Genomic DNA, 23,728 nt, shown 5'->3' with positions numbered 1-23,728 from the left:
CCACCGCGGGGCAGGGGCCCGCCTCGCGGGCCCCTGCCCCCGGCCCCCGGGGTCTGGGGCGGAGCCCAAGTTTCGGGAAGGGGCGGGTAGGGGAAAGGGCCCGCCGCAGGCGCCGACGCCCGCCAGGACAACGCCGAGCCAGCCCGCCGCAGGCGCTACGTGCCGCTCGGAATCTGCTGTCCGTAGTCCACGACATCGCCCTTCTCAGGCGCGGCCAGCGTGAAGTCCTTGTCCCAGTCGGCGAGCCGGATGACCCCCGCGTCACCCGCCCGCTGAAGCCGCAGCGGATACGGCCGGCCCTCCAGGGAGACGTCGAGCATCCCGCCGCTCCCCTCCCCACCCCGGATCCGGATGGTCCGTACGCCCCCGACCTTGCCCCGGTCGCCGGTGGAGATCTCGCCGTGCAGGGCGAGCAGCCCGTCGAGCAGCAGGCTCTTGTCCGTCAGCCCGCTGAGCCGTTTGTACGAGGGGTCGCCCGCCGGCACCTTCACGTACTTGTCGTCGAGCTTGTCCGCCGCCGCCGCGTCGGCGTCGGTCGGCGCGCCGCCGTTGCCCTTGCCGCTCTCGTCCTCGTGTGACCAGAAGCCCGCGTCGGCCTTGAGGTAGAGCTCCTTGCCGACGCGCAGCAGCTCGAAGGTGCTGCCCTCGCTGGAGACCTGCCCGGTGCCGCCGTCCCCCTTGAGCCGCATGTCGACCTTGTAGGTGCGCCCCTTGGTGACGAGGTTGCCGGACAGGCGTACCGCCTCGGCGCCCGCCGCGGCGTTGCGGGCCTTGCTCTCGATCTTGGCGGGGGGAAGTTTGCCCACGCCGTTGGTGCCCGCGTCGGGGTCCTCACCGCCGCCGTCGCCGCCGCATCCGGCGAGCGTCGCGGCCAACGCCGCGCACATCGCCGCCACGAGAGCCGTGTTCCGGGTGCGCACGTCTGCTCTGCCTCCTGAAGCCGGTGCAGGGGGCAGCGTACCGGTGCTGTCCAGCGGTGTCGGCACGGTGCCGCGGGAGCGTACCTCCCGGCGGCAGGGCAGGGCAGGGCGCGCTAGCCTGAACCAGGCATTCAACCAGATAAGCCACAAATACTTCACAGGGAGGCGCATGACATGCCCGCAGGCGCCCCCAGGGTGTTCGTCTCGCACCTCGCGGGTGTTCCCGTCTTCGACCCGAACGGCGACCAGGTGGGCCGGGTCCGTGACCTGGTGGCCATGCTGCGGCTCGGCGGGCGGGCGCCGCGCGTCCTGGGGCTGGTGGTCGAGGTGGTCACCCGCCGGCGGATCTTCCTGCCCATGACCCGGGTGACCGGCGTCGAGTCCGGACAGGTCATCACCACCGGCGTGGTCAACATGCGCCGCTTCGAGCAGCGCCCGACCGAGACCCTGATCCTCGGCGAGCTGCTCGACCGGACCGTGACGCTGGTGGAGACGGGCGAGGACGTGACGGTCCTCGACGTGGCCATGGGGCAGCTGCCCGCCCGCCGCGACTGGGCGATCGAGAAGGTCTTCGTACGGCGCGGCAGGTCGGGCGCGCTGCGGCGGCGCGGGGAGACGCTGATCGCCGACTGGTCCGCGGTCACCGGCTTCTCCCTGGAGGAGCACGGGCAGGGCGCGGAGAACCTGCTGGCCACCTTCGAGCAGCTGCGCCCCGCGGACCTCGCCAACGTACTGCACCACCTCTCGGCGAAGCGCCGCGGCGAGGTGGCCGCGGCGCTGGACGACGAGCGGCTCGCCGACGTCCTGGAGGAGCTGCCGGACGACGACCAGGTCGAGATCCTCGGCAAGCTCCAGGAGGAGCGCGCGGCCGACGTCCTGGAGGCGATGGACCCGGACGACGCGGCCGATCTGCTCTCCGAGCTCCCGGAGGAGGACAAGGAGCGGCTGCTGGCCCTGATGCGGCCGCGGGACGCGGCGGACATGCGGCGGCTGATGTCGTACGAGGAGGGCTCGGCGGGCGGGCTGATGACGCCCGACCCGATCGTGCTGCGCCCCGACGCGACGGTCGCGGACGCGCTGGCGCGGGTGCGCAACCAGGACCTGACCCCGGCACTCGCCGCGCAGGTGTATGTGTGCAGGCCGCCGGACGAGACGCCGACCGGCCGCTATCTGGGCCTGGTGCACTTCCAGCGGCTGCTGCGCGAGCCGCCGTACACCCTCGTCGCCTCGGTCGTGGACACCGATCTGCGGCCGCTGCCGCCGGAGGCCCCGCTGCCCGGTGTGACCAGCTATCTGGCCACGTACAACCTGGTCACGGCGCCGGTCGTGGACGAGAGCGGCTCGCTGCTCGGCGCGGTGACCGTGGACGACGTACTCGACCACCTGCTGCCGCACGACTGGCGGGAGCGGGAGCTGTACGGCCTGACGGTGCGCCCGGTCCCCGGCAGCGCGCCGCCCGAGGTCCCGGACGGCAGGCCCGAGGTGCCCGGCGGCTGGCCAGAGGTCCCCGATGCCAGGTGAGGGAACCCGGCTCGACCGGCCCAGGGAGCCGCGCCGCGTGCGACTGCCGCGGTGGGACCCGGAGGCGTTCGGCAAGGCGTCGGAGCAGATCGCCCGCTTCCTGGGCACCGGACGCTTCATCGCCTGGATGACGGTCTTCGTCGCCGTGTGGCTCGGCTGGAACATCCTGGCCCCGGAGCGGCTGCGGTTCGATTCGTACCCGTTCATCTTTCTGACGCTGATGCTCTCGCTCCAGGCCTCCTACTCGGCCCCGCTGATCCTCCTCGCCCAGTACCGGCAGGCCGACCGCGACCGCGTCACCCTGGAGCAGGACCGTGCCCGGGACGACCGATCCATCGCCGACACCGAGTTCCTGGCCCGGGAGATCGCGGCGCTGCGGATGGGGCTCGGCGAGGTGGCCACCCGCGACTGGATCCGCTCCCAGTTCCAGGAGCTGATCAGGGACCAGGAGAGGGACCGGGCCACCCCGCCGTCCGGTGCCCCGTCCCCCGGCGCGCCGCCCTCCGACGCCCCACGTGACGAATCAGACCGCTGACGGCCCTTACCGCCGAGTACCCGCCGCGCCGTACCATCTCCGTATGGCTACCGACACTGCCCCCACGCCGACCGAGGACGCGGTGCGCGCCGCGCTCGCCACGGTCAACGACCCGGAGATCCACAAGCCGATCACGGATCTCGGCATGGTCAAATCCGTCGAGATCGCGGCGGACGGGACGGTCGCGGTGGCGGTCTATCTCACGGTCTCCGGCTGCCCCATGCGCGACACGATCACCGAGCGGGTGCGGGAGGCGGTCGGCAAGGTCGCCGGGGTGGCCGGGGTCACCGTCGAGCTGGATGTGATGAGCGACGAGCAGCGGCGCGAGCTGGCCGCCTCGCTGCGCGGCGGCCAGGCCGAGCGCGAGGTGCCCTTCGCCAAGCCCGGCTCGCTGACCCGGGTGTACGCGGTGGCGTCCGGCAAGGGCGGCGTCGGCAAGTCGTCGGTGACGGTCAACCTGGCCGCGGCGATGGCCGCCGACGGTCTGAAGGTCGGCGTCGTGGACGCCGACATCTACGGCCACTCGGTCCCGCGCATGCTGGGCGCCGACGGAAGCCCCACCCAGGTCGAGAACATGATCATGCCGCCGTCGGCCAACGGCGTGAAGGTCATCTCGATCGGGATGTTCACGCCGGGCAACACTCCGGTGGTGTGGCGCGGGCCGATGCTGCACCGCGCGCTCCAGCAGTTCCTGGCCGATGTCTACTGGGGCGACCTGGACGTGCTGCTGCTGGACCTGCCGCCCGGCACCGGCGACATCGCGATCTCCGTGGCCCAGCTCGTGCCCAACGCCGAGATCCTGGTCGTCACCACGCCGCAGCAGGCCGCCGCCGAGGTCGCCGAGCGGGCGGGCTCGATCGCGGTCCAGACCCACCAGAAGATCGTCGGCGTGGTGGAGAACATGGCCGGGCTGCCCTGCCCGCACTGCGACGAGATGGTCGACGTCTTCGGCACGGGCGGCGGCCAGCGGGTCGCCGACGGGCTGACCCGGGCCACCGGCGCCACGGTGCCGGTGCTCGGCTCCATCCCGATCGATGTGCGGCTGCGCGAGGGCGGCGACGAGGGGAAGCCGGTCGTGCTGACCGACCCCGACTCCCCGGCGGGCAGCGCGCTGCGGTCGATCGCGGGCAAGCTCGGCGGGCGGCAGCGCGGGCTGGCGGGCATGTCGCTGGGCATCACGCCGCGCAACAAGTTCTGAGCGCGTGCGCGGCCGCGGGCCGCGCACCATGAGCCACTGAGGGCGGCCTCCCAAGGGGGGCCGCCCCACTCATGTCCACCCATGTGCCGCCGTGCGGCTACTCGTACGCCGTGATGTCCTTGACCACCGCGAAGCCCAGCCCGTACGCGCTCATCCCGCGCCCGTACGCGCCGATGTGCACGCCCTCGCGGGCGGAGCCGGCCAGCACCCAGCCGTACTCCGACTCGCGGTAGTGGAATTCGGTCGGCACCCCGTCCACCGGCAGCGACAGCTGCGACCAGCCCGGGCCTTCCAGGTCGTCCGCCAGCTCCCAGGCGATCGCGGTCTGCTGGTCCAGCCAGTCCTGGCGCAGCGCGCGCTCCATGCGTGTCGGCCAGGTGGACGACAGCAGTCCGGACCCGGCCAGCCAGGCCGCCGAGGAGACCGAGGTGGCCTCCAGCACGCCCGTGCCGTCCGCGCTGTCCCGCACCGGGCGGCTGGCCACGGTCACCACCACCGCGAAGCGCTGCTGGTCCGGCTCGGTCTCCGCGCGCAGCGACGGCTCGTCGCCGTGCCCGGTGGAGCCGTGCTCGACCGTGCCGTCCGCGGCGGCGCCCACCTGCATCAGCCAGCGCCGTCCCGTGAACGCCTCGTCAAGGCCGTACCACGGAAAGGCGGCCAGCAGATAGCCGTCCACCTTCCGCCGAGCGTCGGCGGGGATCCCTTGCGCGGCCGACGCGCCGTCCCCGGCGGGCGCGCCCGGTGTATCAGCCACGCCATGCGCCCCTAGCCGACCCGTCGTCTCCATCTGTGCGGAGCCTCCTCGTTGCCCTTCGTCGTGGGCGGCCCGCCCCCCTCAGGCGTCCTCACCCCGGACAAAGGGAGGATAGCCATACGGGTCAACCAGGCCGGGCATACGGGGGGATCAAGTGGCGTCGGAGTCGAAAGGCGGGCGCTCCTCGCGCTTCGGCTCCTCGCGCTTGCGCAGCAGGTCAGGGGTGCTGGAGCCGCTGCCGGAGCCGGACCCGCCGCCGGACTGGGAGGCCGGGGAAGAACCGGAAGAGCCCTGTGCGGAGTCACTCTCCCGGCCGTTCACCGAGTCCGCGACCTCGGCCATCTCCTTACGGAGGTCGAAGCCGTTGCGGATCTCCTTGAGGCCCAGCTCGTCCGAGTCCAGCACATGCTTGCGGACGAAATTCTTCGGGTTCAGGTCCTCGAACTCGAAGTCCTTGAACTCCGGGCCCAGCTCGGAGCGGATGTCCTCCTTGGCGTTGTCGGAGAACTCCCTCACCTTGCGTATGAACCGCGACACATCCTGGATGACCTTGGGAAGCTTCTCCGGGCCGAAGACGAGCACCGCAAGGACGACGAGCGCGATCAGCTCGAGGGGTCCTATGTCGAAGAACACCTTGCAGCTCCTTGAGACGTCTGTGGCCACGGTCCAGGCCACTGAACACCGTACCCGTCAGTGGGGGCGGGACGGGAGACGCCCGGACCAACATCCGGCGTCGTCCGCCCGCCATCACCCTCCGGGCGTGCTCAGCCGCTGCCGCCGGCCGAACCGAGCGTCAGCTCCACCGTCCGCTCCTGGCCGTCCCTCCGCAGCGTCAGCCGGAGCCGGTCGCCTGGCCGATGGCTGCGGATCTTGACGATCAACTCCTGTCCGCTGTGCACCCGTACGCCATCGACCTCGGTGATCACATCGCCGGCCTTGATCCCGGCCTTGTCGCCCGGGCCGCCCGTGTTGACCGGCGGGCCGTCGGTGCCGCGGGTGTGCACCCGGGCGCCGTCGCCCGCGTACTCCATGTCGAGCGTGACGCCGATCACAGGGTGGGTGGCCTTGCCGGTGTTGATCAGCTCCTCGGCGACCCGCTTGCCCTGGTTGATCGGGATCGCGAAGCCCAGGCCGATGCTGCCGCCCTGGCCGCCGCCGAGCCCCGAGCCGTCGTCGGCCGCCCGGATCGCGCTGTTGATGCCGATGACCCGCGCCCTGGAATCCACCAGCGGGCCGCCGGAGTTGCCCGGGTTGATCGGGGCGTCGGTCTGGAGCGCGTCGACATAGCTGATGTCGCTGCCGTCGCCCTCATCGCCGCCGGCGGTGATGGGGCGCTCCTTGGCGCTGATGATCCCGGAGGTCACGGTGCCCGCCAGGTCGAACGGGGCGCCGATCGCCACGACGGGGTCACCGACGCGCACGGAGTCGGAGTTGCCGAGGGCCAGTGGGCGCAGCCCCGAGACGCCGTCGACCTTGATGACCGCCAGGTCGTAGCCGCTGTCGCGGCCGATGACCTTGGCGTCCGCCACCTCGCCGCCGTTGAACGTCACCGATATGTCGCCGCCCGAACCGGCGGGCTCCACGACGTGGTTGTTGGTGAGGATGTGGCCCTGCTTGTCGAGCACGAAGCCGGTGCCGGTGGCCTGCTCCGAGCCTCCCCTGACATGGATGGTCACCACGCCCGGCAGCGCCCTCTCGGCGATGCCGGCGACGCTCTTCGGGTCCCTGGCGCCCTTGTCGAGGGGCGCCTGCGGGAGGTCGACGACGCTGTCCTCGGTGGTCCGCCGGTGCTCCAGATACGCGCCGACGCCGCCGCCGATCCCGCCCGAGATCAACGCGATCAGCGCGATCACGATCAGAGCGACACGGCGGTCGGACCTCCGCGGCTTCTCCGGCGCGGGGACCTCCGTCCACGGGTCGTAGTGCTGCCACTGCGCGGCCTGTCCCGGCTGGGGCTGAAGGGGGGGCTGCGGCCCGGCCTGCTGCTGCGGCAGCTGGGCGGTGACGGGGGCGCCCGGGTCCGCCTGCGCGCCCGGCGGAAGCTGGGTGCCGTGCGCGGGGGTCATCCCGGGCGGAGGGACCTGGGTGCCGTGGGCCGGGGTCATCCCTGGCGGGGGCATGTTCTGGGCCGCCGCGGGCGGCACCTGGGTGCCGTGTGCGGGGGTCGTGCCCGGGACGACGCCGGGCGGAAGGTGGGTGCCATGGGCCGGGGTCGGTACGGGCCGCTGCACGGGAGGGGCGGGCGCCCAGGGGCCCGGCCCGCCGTAGGGCGGCGTGCTGTACGGGTCGGGGGCGTGCAGCGGGGTGGCGGCCCGCCCGGCCTCCGCTCCGGAGGCGGCTCCCGCCACGGCCCCGGCATCGCCGCCGTCGGCCGCCGATGACGGAGACGCGGCCGACGTGCCGTCACCTACCGTGCCGTCGGCGGGCTCTTGGGCCACGGGCGCCGCGCCGGGCTCGGCCGCCCCGGCCGCCTGGACCGTGTCACCCGCCGGCGCCGGAGCCGACGCGCCGTCAGCCGGGCCTTGTGCGCCGCCGGCCGCGCCGGGCGCCGCGGCATCCCCGGCCGTGGTGTCTCCCGCGGGCCTCAGCCCGGCCCCGGATGACGATCGGCCGCCGGGCCGCGCGTCCGGACGGCTCCACCACTTCGGCTTGGGCCCGGTGGCCTTCCCCTCGTCCATGATCTCCTCAGAGTTCCCGCGAAACGGCACGGACTGCGCCGCCTCGGGACAGCCGCCACCGCCACCGGGTGGCGCTGCCCGGTAGCGATTCAATCAGGTCCGCCGACGCCCGCGCAGTGCGTACGCCGGGAGCCGCCCCCGCCGCGACGGTTCACCGCCCCCACCCTCGGCCCGCGGCGTCAGGGGGCGCCCCCGCCACTGGTAGCTGGGGGCGTGCGCGATCGCAAGGCGGGGGGGGTCGCTCTCGTACTGGACGTACTCGGGCGAGCCCGACAACGCAGCGAGCGCATGCGGACACGGCGCCCGCCGGCCACGGCTACTCCGGGGGCGCGCTGACGCCGTGGTACGGCGGGGTCCGGGTCGCCGGCTGGGAGGGGCCCGCCATCTGGGAGGGCTCGGGGGCCGCGGGCGTGGCCGCCGCGGCGCGCAGCAGCCGGGTGGCGGCCAGGATCGGCTGGATGAGCGGGTCCGGCACGCTGCCGGTGGCGTCGCTGAGGGTACGGGCCCGGGTGGAGCCCGGGGAGGACGTGTCGACCGGGGCCGCCACATCCAGCAGCCCGACCTCGCGGCGGGTGCGCTCGCGCACGCCCATGACGTCGGCATCCTCCACCTTGGCAGTCACGCCGACCGGGCTCACCGCGCTGTCCGAGCCCTCCGCCTGGCTCCCGGGCGACTCGACCGCCGCGTCCAGCGGAAGCGCGCCGCCGAGCGCGAACGCGGCCAGCGACACCGCCCCCGCGGCCGCGAAGGCGAACCGCCGGCGCGGCGCGGGGCGCTCGACCTCATGGATCCGGAAGCCGCGCTGACGCGAGGCGGCGACAGCCGCGGCGGCCGGGCCGAGCGGCCGGCTCGTGGGAAGGAACGCGAAGGCCTGCTCCCGCGGCTCGTGGACACCCCGGGTGTCCGGGACGCCGAAGACGCCCGAGGCGCCGAACGGCGAGCCGTCGCCCCCGGCGCCGTCGCCATCGTCCGCCGACAGGCCCGGCAGGCCCTGGAGACGCGCCAGAAAGCCCTCCGAGGGAGCGGGGGGTGCCGTCTGCGCGAACACGTCTTTCAGCCGCCGCTGAGCGTCGGCCTCCGCCTTGCACTTGCAGCACGTCGCGAGGTGTGCGAGCACGCGCTCACGGGCATCGTGCCCCAGCTCGCCATCGATCAGAGCTGCAAGGCGGTCGCCGAGATGCTGCTCGGCGGGGGACTGACCGCCTGACCGGGTCACGCGATTCCGACCTCCCCGCTGAGCCGGGGCGCGGCGACGCGGCGGGGCGCCGCGGTCACCGTGCGCTGCTCGGCCCGCGCCGCGGGCGAGCGGTGCTGGAGGGCCTTGCGCAGATGCGAGCGGCCGCGGTGGATCCGGCTGCGCACCGTGCCGAGCTTCACACCGAGGGTCGCGGCGATCTCCTCGTACGAGAGCCCCTCGATGTCGCAGAGCACGACGGCCGCGCGGAACTCCGGCGCGAGGGTGTCGAGGGCCTGCTGCACATCGGCGTCGAAGTGGGTGTCGTTGAAATGCTGCTGGGGAGAGGGCTCGCGGCTGGGGAGCCGCTCGGCCGCGTCCTCACCGAGCGCGTCGAAGCGGATGCGCTGACGGCGGCGGACCATGTCGAGGAAGAGATTCGTCGTGATGCGGTGCAGCCAGCCCTCGAAGGTGCCGGGGCTGTAGGTGGACAGCGAGCGGAAGACCCGGACGAAGACCTCCTGTGTGAGGTCCTCGGCGTCGTGCTGGTTGCCGGTGAGGCGGTACGCAAGCCGGTAGACACGCGCGCTGTGCGTGCTGACGATCTCCTCCCAGGTAGGAGGTGTCCACGCCGGAGCGTCCGCGTCGGTGGCGAAGGTCGCGGTCGTAGCGGAATCGGCGGAACGAGGACGGTCAGCGATGTTGGTCACGGATTTCGGCTCGCCCGCTGACCTGCGAAAGCGCCTCAGCACTCTCCGATCACCGGCCGCAGCCGCACCTCCCCTGTCGGCTCTGGTGGTGTCCAGTAGAGCCCCTACCATATCCACCTCGCCCGTTAGCTCCGGATAAGCATTTTTGACCTGCATTTGTTCGCGATCCATATGCTCCCCCCTCTCCTCTCAACGCCCGGTCCCATCAGCGGGTTCCCGGGCGCAGCGGCTACAGTCACGCTTGCGTCAACTACGGGGACAGGAGAGGGCCATTACCGCCAACCGGCAGACGAGCTGGGCGTTCGCCGATGCGTTCGTCGCCGAGGACGCAGCCCTGCGCTGGGCCCGTGAACGGGCCCGGGAGGCGGGGATGCGCTCGGTGTCGTCCGGCACGGGCGCCGCGCTGGGCCTGCTCGCCGCCACCGCGGACGCCAAGGCCGTCGCCGAGATCGGCACCGGGACCGGGGTCTCGGGCATCCACCTGCTGCACGGCATGCGGCCGGACGGCGTGCTGACCACCGTGGACTCCGAGCCGGAGATGCAGCAGTTCGCCCGGCAGGCGTTCCGCGCCGCCGGCTTCGCCGGGAACCGGGCGCGCTTCATCCCCGGCCGGGCGCTGGATGTGCTGCCCCGGCTCGCCGACGGCGGCTACGACCTGGTGTTCTTCGACGCCGACCGCTCCGAGTGCCTCGAATACCTCGGTGAATCGTTGCGCCTGCTGCGGCCCGGCGGGCTGGTCTGCTTCGAGGGCGCCTTCGCGAACGGGCGGACCGTGGACTCCGCCGCGCAGCCGGCCGAGGTGCTGCGCCTGCGCGAGCTGCTGCGCACCGTACGGGAGTCCACCGCGCTCCAGTCCTCGCTGCTGCCGGTGGGCGACGGGCTGCTCTGCGCGGTCAAGCGCGGATAGCCACGCTGGGGCGCCGGCGGTCAACCGCGCGTGGTCAAGCACGCATGGTCAAGAGTGCCTGGTCAAGCATGGGTAAAGCACCGCCCCGGCGACCGGTGGGTATACACCGGCCGCCGGGGCGGCACACGGGTGGTGGTAGGGCCTGAGCCTTCAGCCGACAACCTTCTTCAGAGCGTCGCCGAGCGCGTCGGCCTCGTCCGGTGTCAGCTCGACGACGAGCCGACCGCCGCCTTCGAGCGGAACGCGCATGACGATGCCCCGCCCCTCCTTGGTCACCTCGAGCGGGCCGTCGCCCGTCCGCGGCTTCATGGCCGCCATGCTCGTTCCCCTTCCTGAAACCAGCTCATCGCAGCCGACAACCCAGGTGTCACCGGCATCGAACACGTTGCTTCCCTGTCATTATCCCGCATGGCACGACCCGATGACCAACATCAGTCGGCAACCCCCGCGCAACGCGCTCGGCCAAAACCACCCAATTCGGGGAGGGGTCGCGATACCGTACGGGCGCCGATGTCCGGGGCACCCGCCGGTGATGGCCCGGAGAGGGCCGAATTCTTTGACGCAGGTCACATGTCGGCCGAGCCGATCTTTCGGCATGCTGAGCGCTGACCGCCGCGGCGGGGCCCCGACCGGGCCGCCGGTGCGGCGCCACCGGCGGCCCGGACCGGGCCCCGCCCCAGCCGCACCGGAGGACCCACCATGGCCGACACCGTGCTCTACGAGCTGACCGACGGACTCGCGACGATCACCCTGAATCGTCCCGACGCCATGAACGCGCTCGACATCGACACCAAGGTCGCGCTGCGCGACGCCCTGCTGCGGGCCGCCGGGGACACGGCCGTACGGGCCGTGCTGCTGACCGGCACCGGCCGCGCCTTCTGCGTGGGCCAGGACCTCAAGGAGCACATCGGGCTGCTGGCGGCCGACCGGGCGGGGGAGGGCGAGGGCTCGACCATGAGCACCGTCGCGCTGCACTACAACCCGATCGTGACCGCGATCGCCGGGATGCCCAAGCCGGTGGTCGCCGCGGTCAACGGGGTCGCGGCGGGCGCGGGCGCGGGCTTCGCCCTCGCCGCCGACTACCGCATCGTCGCGGACACCGCCTCGTTCAACACCTCCTTCGCCGGGGTCGCCCTCACCGCCGACTCCGGCGTCTCCTGGACCCTCCAGCGGCTGATCGGCCATGGCCGCGCCGCCGACCTCCTCCTCTTCCCGCGCAACGTCGGCGCCCAGGAGGCGTACGACCTGGGCATCGCCAACAAGGTCGTCCCGGCCGCGGAGCTGGCCGACGAGGCGGCGGCGGTGGCCCGGCGGCTGGCGGAGGGCCCCACCGGCGCCTATGCGGCGATCAAGGAATCCCTCGCCTTCGCGGCCGGGCACGGCCTGACCGATGCCCTGACCAAGGAGGACGAGCTCCAGCGGCGCGCGGGGGCCTCGGAGGACCACCTGGCGGCGGTGGACGCGTTCGTCAAAAAGCAGAAGCCCCGCTTCACCGGGCGCTGATATTTCAGCCGGCGCCCCGCGCATGGCAGTCGGCCAGGTGGTCGTTGACCAGGCCGCACGCCTGCATCAGGGCGTAGGCCGTGGTGGGGCCGACGAAGCGGAAGCCGCGCTTCTTCAGATCGCGGGCCAGCGCCGTCGACTCCGGGGTGGTCGCGGGGACGTCGGCGAAGGTCCGCGGCGCCGGGCGGCCGGCCGCGTTCGGGGCGTGCGACCAGATCAGCTTGTCCAGCTCGCCCGCCGCGAGCTCGGCGGCCACCCGCGCGTTCGCCACGACGGCCGAGATCTTGGCGCGATTGCGGATGATGCGGGAGTCGCCGAGCAGCCGCTGCTCGTCCGCCTCCGTGAACTCCGCGACCGCCGCGATCTTGAAGTCGGCGAAGGCGGCGCGGAACCCCTCGCGGCGACGCAGGATCGTCAGCCAGGACAGGCCCGACTGGAACGCCTCCAGGGAGATCCGCTCGAACAGGGCGTCGTCGCCATGGACCGGGCGGCCCCACTCGGTGTCGTGGTAGGCGCGGTAGTCGGCCATGCCCTCGGCCTCCAGCCCCCACGGGCAGCGCGCCAGCCCGTCCGGCCCCAGAACCACGCCGTCGGCGCTCATGCGCCCTCCCCGTCCTGGCCGCGCGGCGGGAAGTCGGGCGCGGGCGGATGGTTCGGGGGCGGGTCGTGCGGGGCCAGGTCATGGGTGGGCAAGTCGTGCGTGGGCAGCCCGGGCGGCGGCAGGTCATGGGGTGGCAGGTCGTGGGGGAAGCCCGGAGGGGCGACATCGGGCGGCGGGAAGCCGCCGGGCCCCTTCAGCGGACCCGGCCCACCGCGCGCCGACGCGTGCGCCCCGGCCAGGGCCGTCTCCAGCTCGGCGATCCGCGCGTCGCGCTCGGCGAGCTCGGCGCCGAGCCTGCCCAGCACATCGTCGACATCGGCCATCCGGTAGCCCCGCACGGTCATCGGCAGCCGCAGGGCCTCCACATCGGCCCGGCCCAGCGGCCGGTCGGCGGGCAGCGCGTCGTCCAGCCGGTCGGGGGGCGCTTCGGGCAGCACACTGCCGTCACCGCCCCCGACGACGGCGAGCGTGACCGCGCCGACCACCACGACCAGCGCGATCAGCAAGAACCAAAACACGACGATCGTCTCCCCGGGGTGCGCTCGTACGTCCTACCAGTCTGCCTCGATCGTGCCATGCCCCACCGACAGTTATCGTCGCTGGCAGCCCCTCCGGGGAGGAAGCGAGAGGAAGTGCGGATGTTGCGGCTCGGACGGCGTGAGTTCGGCGAGAACGAGCAAGTGATCATGGCGATCGTGAACCGGACGCCCGATTCCTTCTACGACCAGGGGGCGACCTTCCGCGACGAGCCCGCCCTGGCCCGCGTGGAGCAGGCCGTGGCCGAGGGCGCCGCCATCATCGACATCGGCGGGGTCAAGGCCGGTCCGGGCGAGGAGGTGAGCGCCGCCGAGGAGGTGCGCCGCACGGTCGGCTTCGTGACCGAGGTCCGCCGGCGCCACCCCGACGTGGTGATCAGCGTGGACACCTGGCGCCACGAGGTCGGGGAGGCGGTCTGCGCGGCGGGCGCCGACCTGCTCAACGACGCGTGGGGCGGGGTGGACCCCAAGCTGGCCGAGGTCGCGGCCCGGCACGGCGCCGGCCTGGTGTGCACCCACGCGGGCGGCGCCCAGCCGCGCACCCGGCCGCACCGGGTCGGGTACGACGACGTGGTGGCCGACATCCTGCGGGTCACGCTCGGGCTCGCGCGGCGCGCCGTCGAGCTGGGCGTACCGCCGGAGTCGATCATGATCGACCCGGGCCATGACTTCGGCAAGAACACCCGGCACTCCCTGGAGGCGACCCGGCGCCTCGGCGAGCTGGCCGAGACCGGCTGGCCCGTGCTGGTGTCGCTGTCCAACAAGGACTTCGTGGGCGAGACGCTCGACCGGCCGGTCAAGGAGCGGCTGCTGGGCACCCTGGCGACGACCGCGGTCTCGGCCTGGCTCGGCGCGCGGGTCTACCGGGTGCACGAGGTGGCCGAGACCCGCCAGGTGCTGGACATGGTCTCGTCCATCGCCGGGCACCGGCCCCCGGCGGTCGCCCGGCGCGGCCTGGCCTGACAGCACCCGGCCGGACAGCACCTGGCCGGAAAGGCGCCGGGCGGGCGGTCCGGCGGGCGGGGTCAGCCGCCGGACTCCTTCGTCATCAGGTCGACCGCCTCGTCCACGTCGTCGGTGAGCCGGAACAGCTCCAGGTCCGCCGGGCTCGCCTTGCCCTCCGCGACCAGCGTGTCCTTCAGCCAGGACATCAGCCCCTGCCAGTAGGCGCAGCCGTAGAGCACGATCGGGAAGCGGGTCACCTTCTTGGTCTGGACGAGGGTGAGCGCCTCGAAGAACTCGTCCAGCGTGCCGACCCCGCCGGGCAGCACCACGAATCCTTGGGCGTATTTCACAAACATTGTTTTTCTGACGAAGAAGTAGCGGAAGTTCACACCGATGTCGACGTAGGGGTTGAGCCCCTGCTCGTACGGCAGCTCGATGCCCAGCCCGACGGAGACCCCGCCCGCCTCGCACGCGCCCTTGTTCGCCGCCTCCATCGCCCCCGGGCCGCCGCCCGTGATCACCGCGAACCCCGCCTCCGCGAGCGCCCGCCCGATCCGCACCCCCGCCTCGTACTCCGGCGACTCCCGCGGCGTGCGGGCGGACCCGAAGACGCTGACCGCCCGGCCGAGCTCGGCGAGCGCGCCGAAGCCCTCGACGAACTCCGACTGGATGCGCAGCACCCGGAACGGATCCTCGTGTACCCAGTGCGTCGCGCCCTGGGTGTCCAGCAGCCGCTGGTCGGTCGTGCCCGGCCGCATCTGGTGGCGTCGGCGCACGACCGGACCCTCACGCTGCTCCCGCAGCGCTCGCTCGTCCTCCGCGTTGCCCATGTGTGCTCCCTTCGCCAAGATCTGCCTCCGATCAGCCGCAGATCTGTCGTTCAGCGTAGGCCCCTCGATTCGGCACGTCAGCCAGGTCGGGGCGGCGGTCGGGCGGTCAGGAGGTCAGGAGGTCAGGCAGTCAGCCAGGCCCGCAGCCGCTCCTCGGCCTCCAGCACCGCCGCGGTGGCCACATGCTCCTCCCGGGTGTGCGCGAGCTTGGGATCGCCGGGGCCGTAGTTGATCGCGGGTACGCCGAGCGCCGAGAAGCGGGCGACGTCCGTCCAGCCGAACTTGGGACCCACCTCCGCGCCGACGGCCTCGACGAAGGCTGCCGCGGCCGGGTGGGACAGCCCGGGCAGCGCGCCGGGGGCGCTGTCGGTGACCTCCACCTCGAAGCCGTCGAAGACCTCGCGCACATGCGCGGCCGCCTCCTCCTCGGAGCGGTCGGGGGCGAACCGGAAGTTCACCGTCACGGCGCAGTGGTCGGGGATGACGTTGGTGGCGTGGCCGCCGTCGATGCGCACCGCGTTGAGGCCCTCACGGTACGTGAGCCCGTCGATGTCCACGCGGCGCGCCCGGTAGGCGGCCAGCCGGTCGAGGACGGGCGCGGCCTTGTGGATGGCGTTCTCGCCGAGCCAGTCGCGCGCGGAGTGGGCGCGCCGGCCGCCGGTGGTGACCTGCACCCGCAGGGTGCCCTGGCAGCCGCCCTCGACATTGCCCTCGGTGGGCTCCAGCAGGACGGCGAAGTCGGCGGCCAGCCACTCGGGATACCGCTCGGCCAGCCGCCGCAGCCCGTTGAGCTCCGCGGCGACCTCCTCGTGGTCGTAGAAGACGAAGGTCAGATCGCGGTTGGGGGCGGGGACGGTCTGGGCGATGCGCAGCTGTACGGCGACGCCGGACTTCATGTCGGAGGTGCCGCAGCCCCACAGCACGCCGTCTTCGTCGAGCCGGGAGGGCACGTTGTCGGCGATCGGCACGGTGTCGATGTGTCCCGCGAGCACGACCCGCTCCGCCCGCCCCAGGTTCGTCCGGGCCACGACGGCGTCCCCGTCGCGGTCGACGGTCAGGTGCGGCAGGGCGCGCAGGGCCTCTTCGACGGCGTCGGCGAGCGCCTTCTCGTCGCCGCTGACCGAGGGGAAGTCGACGAGGCGGGCGGTGAGCCGGGCGGCGTCCAGGGACAGATCGAGTGCGGGATGTGCCATACCCGCGACCCTAGCCCGTTCCCGGCGTACGCCGGGCGGCGGTGGTGGCGGCGGCTCTCACGGCGGCGGTGGCGGGGCCCCCGGGCCGGTGATGCTCCTGTTGGCACAAGCCGGTCCGGGTCCGGGCGGCCCTGAAGTAACGTGTCCGCCGTGCCCCTGCCCGTCCTCGCCAGCCGCGCCCGCCGGACGCGTGCCGCGATCGCCTGTGCCGTACTGCTGGCCCTGGTCGGATATGTGGCGCTGCACGCCCTGACCGGTGGCTGGGGCCCGCCCCGCTGTCTCGTGCGGGCGGAGGGCGAGGGGGTGTCGCTCGACCCCGAACAGGCCGTGAACGCGGCCACGATCGAGGCGGTGGCCGCCTCCCGGGGACTGCCCGAGCGGGCCGTCACCATCGCGCTGGCCACGGCGCTCCAGGAGTCGGGGCTGCGCAACATCCGCCATGGCGACCGGGATTCGGTGGGGCTCTTCCAGCAGCGGCCCTCGCAGGGCTGGGGCACCGCGCGGCAGATCCTCGATCCCGTCTACGCGGCGGGGAAGTTCTACGACCGCCTGGTCAAGGTCCCGGGCTACTCACGGCTTCCGCTCACGGTGGCCGCCCAGCGGGTGCAGTACAGCGGTTTCCCGCAGGCGTACGCGAAGCACGAGACCGAGGCCGTGGTGCTGACCGGCGCGCTGACGGGGCGTTCGGCGGCCGCGTTCTCCTGCCCCGGCCCGGCGGACGACGGGATTCCGGGCGATCCGGCGCGGGTCCGGGCGGAGCTGAAGCGGCAGTTCGGCGCCGAGGTGGCTGCGGCGGTGCGGCCGGCCGGGCAGGGCGGCGGGCGCTCCGCGGCCCCGGATGTGGTGCGGGTGCCGACCGGGGCGACCACGGCCCGCGGCGGTGCGGAGCAGCGCGGCTGGGAATTGGCGTACTGGGCGGTGGCCCACTCGGACGAGTTGCGCATCGAACGCGTTTCTTACGGAAATCACGTGTGGACCGCCGGGAATTCAGAGGCCCGCTGGCGCACCACCGAAGACGGATCCGGCTCGGAAGTGCGTATCTCCACCGCCCGATAGCGCGATACATATCCGCAGGTGACAGTGGGTTGGAGCGGGTTCTGAGGCATTCCCCGAAACTCACTCACATCTTAAACGGATTATGCGACGCATTATCAATTCTTTACCTTGGCGTACCGCAACCTTCCCGCTTCTCACGCGGTATTCACTGCGTCCGCCTGCCGGACATTCACGCCAAATGTCCCTCCGTCAAAGGAGCATCATGTCCCTCCCCCTCACGCGTCGGATCGCGCGAACCGCGCTGCTGGTCGCAGCGGGTGCAGCTCCCGTGGCCGGTGCCGCCGGCGCCGCGAGTGCAGCGGACCTGAACCTCTCGCAGACCCCCAAGCTGGGCGGGCTGAGCGCGCTCGACACCTCCTCGGTCGGCAACCTCGCGGACTCCGCCTCGCGGCAGGTCGGGAACGCGGCGGGCGGGACCGTCAAGCGCGCCCTCCGGGGCCCGGAGCAGGCCGCCCCGGCCGCCCGGCCCGCGGACAAGACCGCTCCGGCGGCGGGCAAGGCGGCCCCCTCCGGGGCCAAGGCGGCGTCCGGAACGAAGGCATCCGGAACGAAGGCGGTCGCGGGCAAGGCGGGAGAGGACAAGGCCGCCAGGGCCGACAAGGGGGCCAAGGGCGCCAAGGCCGCCGAGGGCGAGCACGGCAAGGCCGCGGCCCCGGCCGCCAAGGGCAGGGTCCAGGGCAAGGGCAAGGGCCGGCACGCCGCGCCGAGCCGTGGCAAGGCCGTGATGGGCAAGGTCGGAAAGGCCGTCACCGGCAAGGGCAAGTCGGGCAAGGTGGAGAGGGTCGGCAAGGAGGGCGCGGCCGCGCCCGAGCAGCCGGCCTCGACCACGCCCTCCGCCCCGGTCGCCCCGAACCCGTCGCCCCTCGCCGCTCTGACCGACAGCCTGCCGCTCAAGGGCCTGCCGTTCATCAGCGGCTGACGCCCCACGACACACCCGGGCCCGGGGAGCATCGGCTCCCCGGGCCCGTCATGTCAGTGCCGGCCGGTGTGTCCCGGCCGCTGTGTCCCGGCCGCGCCCTCAGCTCCTGGGCAGACCGCCGCCCAGCCGCTGGACCGCCGCCGCCACCCGCTCGTCGGTGGCGGTGAACGCGACCCTCACGTTCCGCTCCCCCGCCACGCCGTAGAAGTCACCCGGCGCCACCAGGATGCCCATCTCGGCGAGCGCGCCGACGGTGTCCCAGCACGGCTCGTCCCGCGTCGCCCACAGGTACAGCGACGCCTCGCTGTGCTCGATCCGGAAGCCGCACCCCTCGAGCGCGCCGCGCAGCGCGGAGCGGCGGCGGGCGTAGCGCTCGCGCTGCTCGGCCACGTGGGCGTCGTCGCCGAGCGCCGCGACGGTGGCGGCCTGTACGGGCGCGGGCACCATCATCCCGCCGTGCTTGCGCAGTTGCAGCAGCTCGCCGAGGACCGCCGCGTCACCGGCGAGGAACGCCGAGCGGTAGCCCGCCAGGTTGGAGCGCTTGGAGAGCGAGTGCACCGCCACCAGGCCGTCGAAGCTGCCGCCCGACACCTCGGGGTGCAGCACCGACACCGGGTCGGCGTCCCAGCCGAGCTCCAGGTAGCACTCGTCGCTGACCAGCAGCACGCCGTGCTCGCGCGCCCAGGCCACCGCCGCCCGCAGCTCGTCCTTGTCCAGCACCCGGCCGGTCGGGTTGGACGGGGAGTTGAGCCACAGCAGCTTCAGCCCGGCCGGGTCGAGTTCCGTAGGCTCGTCGTACGGCACGGGCTCCGCGCCCGCGAGCCGCGCGCCCACCTCGTACGTCGGGTAGGCCAGCCGCGGGAAGGCGACCCGGTCGCCGGGGCCGAGGCCCAGCTGGGTCGGCAGCGACGCCACCAGCTCCTTGGAGCCGACGACCGGCAGCACCTGGGTGTGGGACACACCCGTCGCACCCAGCCGCCACTCCACCCAGCCGGTCAGCGCGTTCCGCAGCGCGGCGGTGCCCCACACGGTCGGATAGCCGGGGCTGTCGGCCGCGCCGCTCAACGCCGCGCGGATCAGCTCGGGGACCGGGTCCACGGGGGTGCCGACCGACAGGTCGACGATGCCGTCCGGATGCGCCTCGGCGGTCGCCTTGTACGGTTCGAGCCGGTCCCACGGGAAGACGGGGAGACGGGCGGAGACGGGTGGCACAACTGGCTCGCTTTCTCGGGAAAAACAGCCCGGCCCCGCAGGCCCGGGTGGCTTGCGGGACCGAAGGCTGCGCGGTGCCGGGGCGTCTTCAGAACGCGCCCGCGCGCCGCGAGGTCACTCGTCGTGCTCCTGCGGGGGCAGGGCGGCGATGAAGGGGTGGTCACGCTCGATCAGGCCCAGCTTGCTCGCGCCACCGGGCGAGCCCAGCTCGTCGAAGAACTCGACGTTGGCCTTGTAGTAGTCCTTCCACTCCTCGGGAGTGTCGTCCTCGTAGAAGATCGCCTCGACCGGGCAGACCGGCTCACAGGCCCCACAGTCGACGCACTCGTCCGGGTGGATGTACAAGGACCGCTGGCCCTCGTAGATGCAGTCGACGGGGCACTCCTCGATGCACGCCTTGTCTTTCAGGTCGACACAAGGCTGCGCGATGACGTAGGTCACGCTGTCGTTCCTCCTCGTTAGGGCTGCTATCGCGCGGGAGCGCGGCGTCGTCGATGCCCGCACCTAGTATCTCCGTTCTTGGGCACCAGACGCACACGAGGGGCGAGCAGAGCTGTGGATTTCACCACTGGCGGACGGCTAGAGGTCCGGATTACCCCATCCGACGTGGGTAAACGTGTGTCCGTCAGGCTGACGATCGAGGGTGGGAACAGCGGCGCGCGGTTCACGGACGTCGTCGGGGTGCTCACATCGTGGACGGGCGGTGTGCTGTGCGTCACCCGGCGCACGGGAGAGGAAGTCCGCATCGCGGAAGCCTCGCTCGTGGCGGGCAAGGTGGTGCCCGCCGCTCCGGCCCGCCGCCGCGGCCCGGCGGCGACCGCGGCCGAGCTGGACCGGGCCGCGGCCCGCGCCTGGCCGCCGGTGGAGAGCGAGCGGCTCGGCGCGTGGGAGCTGCGCGCGGCGGGCGGCTTCACCCGGCGCGCCAACTCCGTGCTGCCGCTCGGCGACCCCGGCGTCCCGGTCGAGGAGGCGCTGCGGCTGGTGACCGCCTGGTACGCCGAGCGCGGGCTGCCCGCGTACATCCAGGTCAGCACCGGCGCCGAGGGGACGCAGGAGCTGCTGGCCGCGGAGCTCGCGGCCCACGGCTGGAGCCAGGAGGTCTCCGCGGAGATACGGATCGCCGCCCTCGCGCCCCTCGCGGACCTCGACGCCGATGTCTCACGGGTCGCCCTCTCCCAGGACATCGACGAGGCCTGGCTGGCCCGCTATCAGCGCTCCGCCTCCGCCGAACCCGCCCCCGAGGTGCTGCGGGTGCTCGGCGGCGGCCCGTCGGTGTGGTTCGCGACCATAGCGACCGCCGAGGCGGGCTCGGAGACGGAGAACGAAGGCGTCCCGGCCGCGATCGGGCGGTGTGTGGTGGACGGCCGCTGGGCCGGGTTCACCGCCGTGGAGACCGATCCGCGGCTGCGCCGTCAGGGGCTGGCCACCGCCGTGATGACGGCGCTCGCCCGCAAGGCCCTGGAGGAGGGCGCCTCGGCCGCGTATCTCCAGGTCGAGACGGACAACGACGGTGCCCGAGCGCTCTACGAGGGCATGGGCTTCACCCTCCACCACCGTTACCACCACTGGCGCGCACCCCACGAGAACCACCGCTGATCGGGTACGAGGCACCTATGCCACGCAGAGACGACACCCCGGCCCGGCGCCGGCGCTTCGCCGAGGCGGCCCGCGAGGAACGCCCCGACCTGGCGCTGCTGTGCCTGCTGCTGGCCCAGGAGGCCGATCCGGAGCTGGACGAGGACGCGATCGACGCCGCGCAGATCGAACTCGACCGGCTGGCCGGTCTGGTGCCCTACTCCCCCGACGGGCCCGGCGCCTGGGCCGCGGCGCTGGGCGGGCTGCTCGGCGAACGCCTCGGCTTCCGCGGCTCCGCGGCCGACTACCGGCGGCTGGAGTCCTCGCTGCTGCACGAGGTGCTGCGGCGGCGGCGCGGGCTGCCGATCCTGCTGTCCGTGGTCTGGATGGAGGTCGCGCGGCGGGCGGGCGCGCCAGTGTACGGGGTGGCACTGCCGGGCCACTTCGTGGTCGGCTTCGGCGATCCGTACGCGAGCCATGTGCTGGCCGACCCCTTCGACGGCGGGCGGTCGCTGTCCGACGAGGACGCGGCCCTGATGGTGGCAGGCGCACTGGGGACCCCGCCGGGCCCGACCAGGCCGGCCCCGGCCACCCCGCTGGAGATCGTCCTGCGGATCCTCAACAACATCCGCGCCTGGGCCGCCGCCCGTCCCGAACGGACCGACGTCCAGCTCTGGGCGGTCGAGCTGTCGCTGCTGCTGCCCAGCCATCCGGCCAGGCTGCGCTACGAGCGGGCCAAACTGCTCGTGGAGCGCGGGGACTTCGTGGGCGGCGCTCAGGAGATGGAGGAGTACGCGGAGGTGGTGGCCGCGATGGAGCCGAACGCGGCGGAGGCCGTACGGCGCCAGGCGCGGGCCGCCCGGGCGAGGCTGAACTGAGCTTCGCCGCCGAACCGGCTGCTGAGCCTGGTCAGATGGTCAGATACAGATCCTGGTCAGAGCCACCCCTTGTCGCGGGCGATGCGCACCGCGTCGGCGCGGTTGCGGGCGGCGGTCTTCTGGATGGCCGTGGAGAGGTAGTTGCGGACCGTGCCCTGTGAGAGGTTCAGCCTGCGCGCCGGCTCCGCGTTGGTCGAGCCGTCGGCCGAGGCCCGGAGCACCTCCCGCTCCCGCGCGGTCAGCGGGCACGCCCCGTCCACGAGCGCGGCCGCGGCCAGCGTCGGGTCGATGACCCGCTCGCCGCGCAGCACCCGGCGCACCGCGCCCGCGAGCTCGGCCGCGGGGGCGTCCTTGACCAGGAAGGCCTCGGCTCCGGACTCCATCGCCCGGCGCAGATAGCCGGGGCGGCCGAAGGTGGTCAGGATCACTATCCGTACGCTGGGGAGCTCCGTGCGGAGCGCGGCTGCGGCGTCGAGGCCGGTCATGCCGGGCATCTCGATGTCCAGCAGCGCGACATCCGGCCGGTGGGCCCGGGCCGCGTCCACCACCTCGTCCCCGCGCGCGACCTGGGCGACGACCTCGATATCCGGCTCCAGCCCGAGCAGCGCGGCCAGCGCCTCCCGAACCATCGACTGATCCTCGGCGAGAAGCACCCGAATGCGACCGCCCGGCGCCCCGCCCGGCTCCCCCGTCTGCACATTCATGGGCCCAGGGTAAGTGGCGACCCCGACACCCCTTGCCCGGGTGTGGACGACGCTCTACCCGGCTGTGGACAACCAGCTTTACCCGGGTGCGGACGACGAGACTTCGGGGGCGGCGGCTCGGCGGGAGAGAGGCACATACGCCCGGAGCGCGAACCCGCCCCGCTCGCCGCTCCCGGTCTCCAGCCTGCCGTCGGTCAGCTGGAGCCGCTCGGACAGCCCGGACAGGCCGTTGCCCGGCGGGCCCTCGGGGCCCCGGCCATCGTCGCTGACGGTCAGGCACAGCTCGTCGCCGGCCTCGGTGAGGGTCACGGCGCAGCGCAGCGCCCCGCTGTGCCGCACCACATTGGTGATCGCCTCGCGCAGCGCCCAGGCCAGCGCCCCCTCCTCGTCGGGCGGCAGATCCGGGTGGCCGTCGGAGGCCCGGCCGAGGTCGGCGGCTATGCCCGCGGCGGCCAGCGCGGTACGGGCCCCGGCCACCTCGGCCTCCAGAGTCGGGCGGCGGAATCCGCCGACCGCCTCCCGTACGTCCACGAGCGCCTGGCGGCTGACCCGCTCGATGTCGGCGACCTGCCGCCCGGCCTCCTCGGGCCGAGCGGGGAGCAGCCGCCCTGCCAGCTCGCTCTTGAGCGTGATCAGCGACAGCGAGTGGCCGAGCAGGTCGTGCAGATCGCGGGCGAGCCGCAGCCGCTCCTCGTTGGCGGCGAGCTGGGCGACCGTGGCCCGCGCCTCCCGCAGCGCCCTGGTCGTACGCACCAGCTGCCGCACCCCGCTCATCGCGAACCCGCCGAGCAGCGCGGGGATCACCAGGGCGGGCAGCAGATGCCGGGCGTCCCGGGCCGTCAGGCCGACGAGTAGCAGGACGACGGTGACCAGCGGGATCGCCAGCCGCGCGGCCCTGAGCGGGAGCACCGCGCCGCAGGCCACCGACACATAGACGAAGAGCACCAGCCAGGAGGCGCCGAGCGTCAGCGCCAGGACGGCGGCCAGCGCGGCCATCGCGACCAGCGCCGCGCCGGCCTTTCTGAGGTCCAGGGGCCGACCGGCAGGGCGGAACAGGAGCATGCAATAGGCGGTGAGAAAGACCAGCAGCCCCAGGCAGCCCAGGGCGGTGGCGAGGGGGCTGCGGTCGCCGTCCAGCAGATCATTGACCGGGGCGGTCATATACGCCATCCAGATGCCGACCCACAGCAGCCTGATCAGGGCCTGCCTACGATCGCTGACCTCGCGGCCGATGCCGGTCAGCACATCGTCCTCGCGCGTCAGCGACCGGCGCCAGGCCGCCCGGCGGGTGCCGCCCCGCCCGGCCGCCCCGCTCTCCCGCTCGCACCGCTCGTCCACGCCTCGCATCCCTTCTCGGCCCCTCGGCCCTCGGCCCTCGG

At 73.3% G+C, this 23,728-nt stretch carries 24 protein-coding genes and 1 pseudogene; 10 read left to right on the top strand and 15 right to left on the bottom strand.

What is annotated here, in order from left to right; genetic code table 11:
- Positions 1-155: 155 nt before the first annotated feature.
- A complete protein-coding gene (locus ABTY62_RS14420; protein WP_502997459.1) occupies positions 156-920 on the bottom strand; it encodes a hypothetical protein in 765 nt (254 codons plus the stop codon).
- A gap of 174 nt (positions 921-1,094) precedes the next feature.
- Here ABTY62_RS14420 and ABTY62_RS14415 point away from each other — a divergent pair, with 174 nt between their 5' ends.
- From ABTY62_RS14415 to ABTY62_RS14405, 3 genes are read left to right on the top strand one after another with little or no spacing between them, the layout of a single operon-like run.
- A complete protein-coding gene (locus ABTY62_RS14415; protein ID WP_352129733.1) occupies positions 1,095-2,441 on the top strand; it encodes a magnesium transporter MgtE N-terminal domain-containing protein in 1,347 nt (448 codons plus the stop codon).
- The gene (locus tag ABTY62_RS14410; protein WP_352129732.1) at positions 2,431-2,976 is read left to right on the top strand and encodes a DUF1003 domain-containing protein; all 546 of its coding nucleotides are present in this window, start codon (positions 2,431-2,433) and stop codon (positions 2,974-2,976) included. Before ABTY62_RS14415 ends, ABTY62_RS14410 begins: the two co-directional genes overlap by 11 nt.
- Before the next feature lie 43 nt (positions 2,977-3,019).
- Positions 3,020-4,174: an Mrp/NBP35 family ATP-binding protein gene (locus ABTY62_RS14405; protein WP_352129731.1), complete on the top strand. Its 1,155-nt coding sequence runs from the start codon at positions 3,020-3,022 to the stop codon at positions 4,172-4,174.
- A gap of 97 nt (positions 4,175-4,271) precedes the next feature.
- Here ABTY62_RS14405 and ABTY62_RS14400 read toward each other — a convergent pair whose 3' ends face one another.
- The 5 genes from ABTY62_RS14400 to sigE all read right to left on the bottom strand — a co-directional run bounded on the left by ABTY62_RS14400 (position 4,272) and on the right by sigE (position 9,601).
- Positions 4,272-4,961, bottom strand: coding sequence for a hypothetical protein (locus tag ABTY62_RS14400; RefSeq protein ID WP_311727644.1), 690 nt, complete (start codon positions 4,959-4,961; stop codon positions 4,272-4,274).
- Between the two features lie 117 nt (positions 4,962-5,078).
- Positions 5,079-5,561: a sec-independent translocase gene (locus ABTY62_RS14395; RefSeq protein ID WP_352129730.1), complete on the bottom strand. Its 483-nt coding sequence runs from the start codon at positions 5,559-5,561 to the stop codon at positions 5,079-5,081.
- Positions 5,562-5,692: 131 nt separating this feature from the next.
- A complete protein-coding gene (locus tag ABTY62_RS14390; RefSeq protein ID WP_352129729.1) occupies positions 5,693-7,606 on the bottom strand; it encodes a S1C family serine protease in 1,914 nt (637 codons plus the stop codon).
- Positions 7,607-7,922: 316 nt separating this feature from the next.
- Complete coding sequence (locus ABTY62_RS14385; RefSeq protein ID WP_352129728.1) at positions 7,923-8,822, bottom strand: anti-sigma factor family protein; 900 nt, start codon at positions 8,820-8,822, stop codon at positions 7,923-7,925.
- Positions 8,819-9,601: an RNA polymerase sigma factor SigE gene (sigE, locus tag ABTY62_RS14380; protein ID WP_352129727.1), complete on the bottom strand. Its 783-nt coding sequence runs from the start codon at positions 9,599-9,601 to the stop codon at positions 8,819-8,821. Before sigE ends, ABTY62_RS14385 begins: the two co-directional genes overlap by 4 nt.
- Positions 9,602-9,731: 130 nt before the next feature.
- Between sigE and ABTY62_RS14375 the strand changes: the two genes are divergently transcribed.
- On the top strand, positions 9,732-10,397 hold the full coding sequence (locus tag ABTY62_RS14375; protein WP_352129726.1) for an O-methyltransferase: 666 nt from the start codon (positions 9,732-9,734) through the stop codon (positions 10,395-10,397).
- Positions 10,398-10,547: 150 nt separating this feature from the next.
- Here the strand turns inward: ABTY62_RS14375 and ABTY62_RS14370 are convergent, their stop codons facing one another.
- The gene (locus ABTY62_RS14370) at positions 10,548-10,715 is read right to left on the bottom strand and encodes a DUF3117 domain-containing protein (protein WP_003966491.1); all 168 of its coding nucleotides are present in this window, start codon (positions 10,713-10,715) and stop codon (positions 10,548-10,550) included.
- A 381-nt stretch (positions 10,716-11,096) separates the two neighbouring features.
- Here ABTY62_RS14370 and chcB point away from each other — a divergent pair, with 381 nt between their 5' ends.
- A complete protein-coding gene (chcB, locus tag ABTY62_RS14365; protein WP_352129725.1) occupies positions 11,097-11,900 on the top strand; it encodes a 2-cyclohexenylcarbonyl CoA isomerase in 804 nt (267 codons plus the stop codon).
- A 4-nt stretch (positions 11,901-11,904) separates the two neighbouring features.
- On the opposite strand, the gene ABTY62_RS14360 is transcribed toward chcB, so the two are convergent.
- Positions 11,905-12,501: a DNA-3-methyladenine glycosylase I gene (locus tag ABTY62_RS14360; protein WP_352129724.1), complete on the bottom strand. Its 597-nt coding sequence runs from the start codon at positions 12,499-12,501 to the stop codon at positions 11,905-11,907.
- Between the two features lie 107 nt (positions 12,502-12,608).
- Positions 12,609-13,019, bottom strand: a pseudogene (locus ABTY62_RS14355) (DivIVA domain-containing protein); the annotation flags it as partial.
- A gap of 120 nt (positions 13,020-13,139) precedes the next feature.
- On the opposite strand from ABTY62_RS14355, the gene folP reads away from it, so the two are divergent.
- Positions 13,140-14,000, top strand: coding sequence for a dihydropteroate synthase (gene folP, locus ABTY62_RS14350; RefSeq protein WP_352129722.1), 861 nt, complete (start codon positions 13,140-13,142; stop codon positions 13,998-14,000).
- A 62-nt stretch (positions 14,001-14,062) separates the two neighbouring features.
- On the opposite strand, the gene ABTY62_RS14345 is transcribed toward folP, so the two are convergent.
- Positions 14,063-14,812: an LOG family protein gene (locus tag ABTY62_RS14345; protein ID WP_311727632.1), complete on the bottom strand. Its 750-nt coding sequence runs from the start codon at positions 14,810-14,812 to the stop codon at positions 14,063-14,065.
- A 122-nt stretch (positions 14,813-14,934) separates the two neighbouring features.
- Positions 14,935-16,005, bottom strand: a complete 1,071-nt coding sequence (dapE, locus tag ABTY62_RS14340; RefSeq protein WP_352129721.1) for a succinyl-diaminopimelate desuccinylase — start codon at positions 16,003-16,005, stop codon at positions 14,935-14,937.
- Between the two features lie 141 nt (positions 16,006-16,146).
- On the opposite strand from dapE, the gene ABTY62_RS14335 reads away from it, so the two are divergent.
- Positions 16,147-17,061, top strand: coding sequence for a VldE C-terminal domain-containing protein (locus tag ABTY62_RS14335; protein WP_502997458.1), 915 nt, complete (start codon positions 16,147-16,149; stop codon positions 17,059-17,061).
- A 202-nt stretch (positions 17,062-17,263) separates the two neighbouring features.
- Positions 17,264-17,980, top strand: a complete 717-nt coding sequence (locus ABTY62_RS47500; protein ID WP_502997457.1) for a hypothetical protein — start codon at positions 17,264-17,266, stop codon at positions 17,978-17,980.
- Between the two features lie 99 nt (positions 17,981-18,079).
- Here ABTY62_RS47500 and dapC read toward each other — a convergent pair whose 3' ends face one another.
- Positions 18,080-19,192 (bottom strand): succinyldiaminopimelate transaminase, encoded by a 1,113-nt coding sequence (dapC, locus tag ABTY62_RS14325; RefSeq protein WP_352129719.1) that lies wholly within the window; start codon positions 19,190-19,192, stop codon positions 18,080-18,082.
- A gap of 114 nt (positions 19,193-19,306) precedes the next feature.
- A complete protein-coding gene (gene fdxA, locus ABTY62_RS14320; protein ID WP_014054705.1) occupies positions 19,307-19,633 on the bottom strand; it encodes a ferredoxin in 327 nt (108 codons plus the stop codon).
- A 114-nt stretch (positions 19,634-19,747) separates the two neighbouring features.
- On the opposite strand from fdxA, the gene ABTY62_RS14315 reads away from it, so the two are divergent.
- Complete coding sequence (locus ABTY62_RS14315; RefSeq protein WP_352129718.1) at positions 19,748-20,788, top strand: GNAT family N-acetyltransferase; 1,041 nt, start codon at positions 19,748-19,750, stop codon at positions 20,786-20,788.
- Positions 20,789-20,805: 17 nt separating this feature from the next.
- Positions 20,806-21,645, top strand: a complete 840-nt coding sequence (locus tag ABTY62_RS14310) for a transglutaminase-like and tetratricopeptide repeat-containing protein (RefSeq protein ID WP_352129717.1) — start codon at positions 20,806-20,808, stop codon at positions 21,643-21,645.
- Positions 21,646-21,701: 56 nt separating this feature from the next.
- Here ABTY62_RS14310 and ABTY62_RS14305 read toward each other — a convergent pair whose 3' ends face one another.
- Positions 21,702-22,349 (bottom strand): response regulator transcription factor, encoded by a 648-nt coding sequence (locus ABTY62_RS14305; protein WP_352129716.1) that lies wholly within the window; start codon positions 22,347-22,349, stop codon positions 21,702-21,704.
- A 78-nt stretch (positions 22,350-22,427) separates the two neighbouring features.
- The gene (locus ABTY62_RS14300) at positions 22,428-23,594 is read right to left on the bottom strand and encodes a sensor histidine kinase (RefSeq protein WP_352129926.1); all 1,167 of its coding nucleotides are present in this window, start codon (positions 23,592-23,594) and stop codon (positions 22,428-22,430) included.
- Positions 23,595-23,728 lie beyond the last annotated feature (134 nt).

It is taken from the genome of Streptomyces sp. NPDC097640, from assembly GCF_040302705.1.
Taxonomy (GTDB): domain Bacteria; phylum Actinomycetota; class Actinomycetes; order Streptomycetales; family Streptomycetaceae; genus Streptomyces.
The sequence above is the reverse complement of the archived record's forward strand: the minus strand, read 5'-3'. Positions and strand labels throughout refer to the sequence as shown.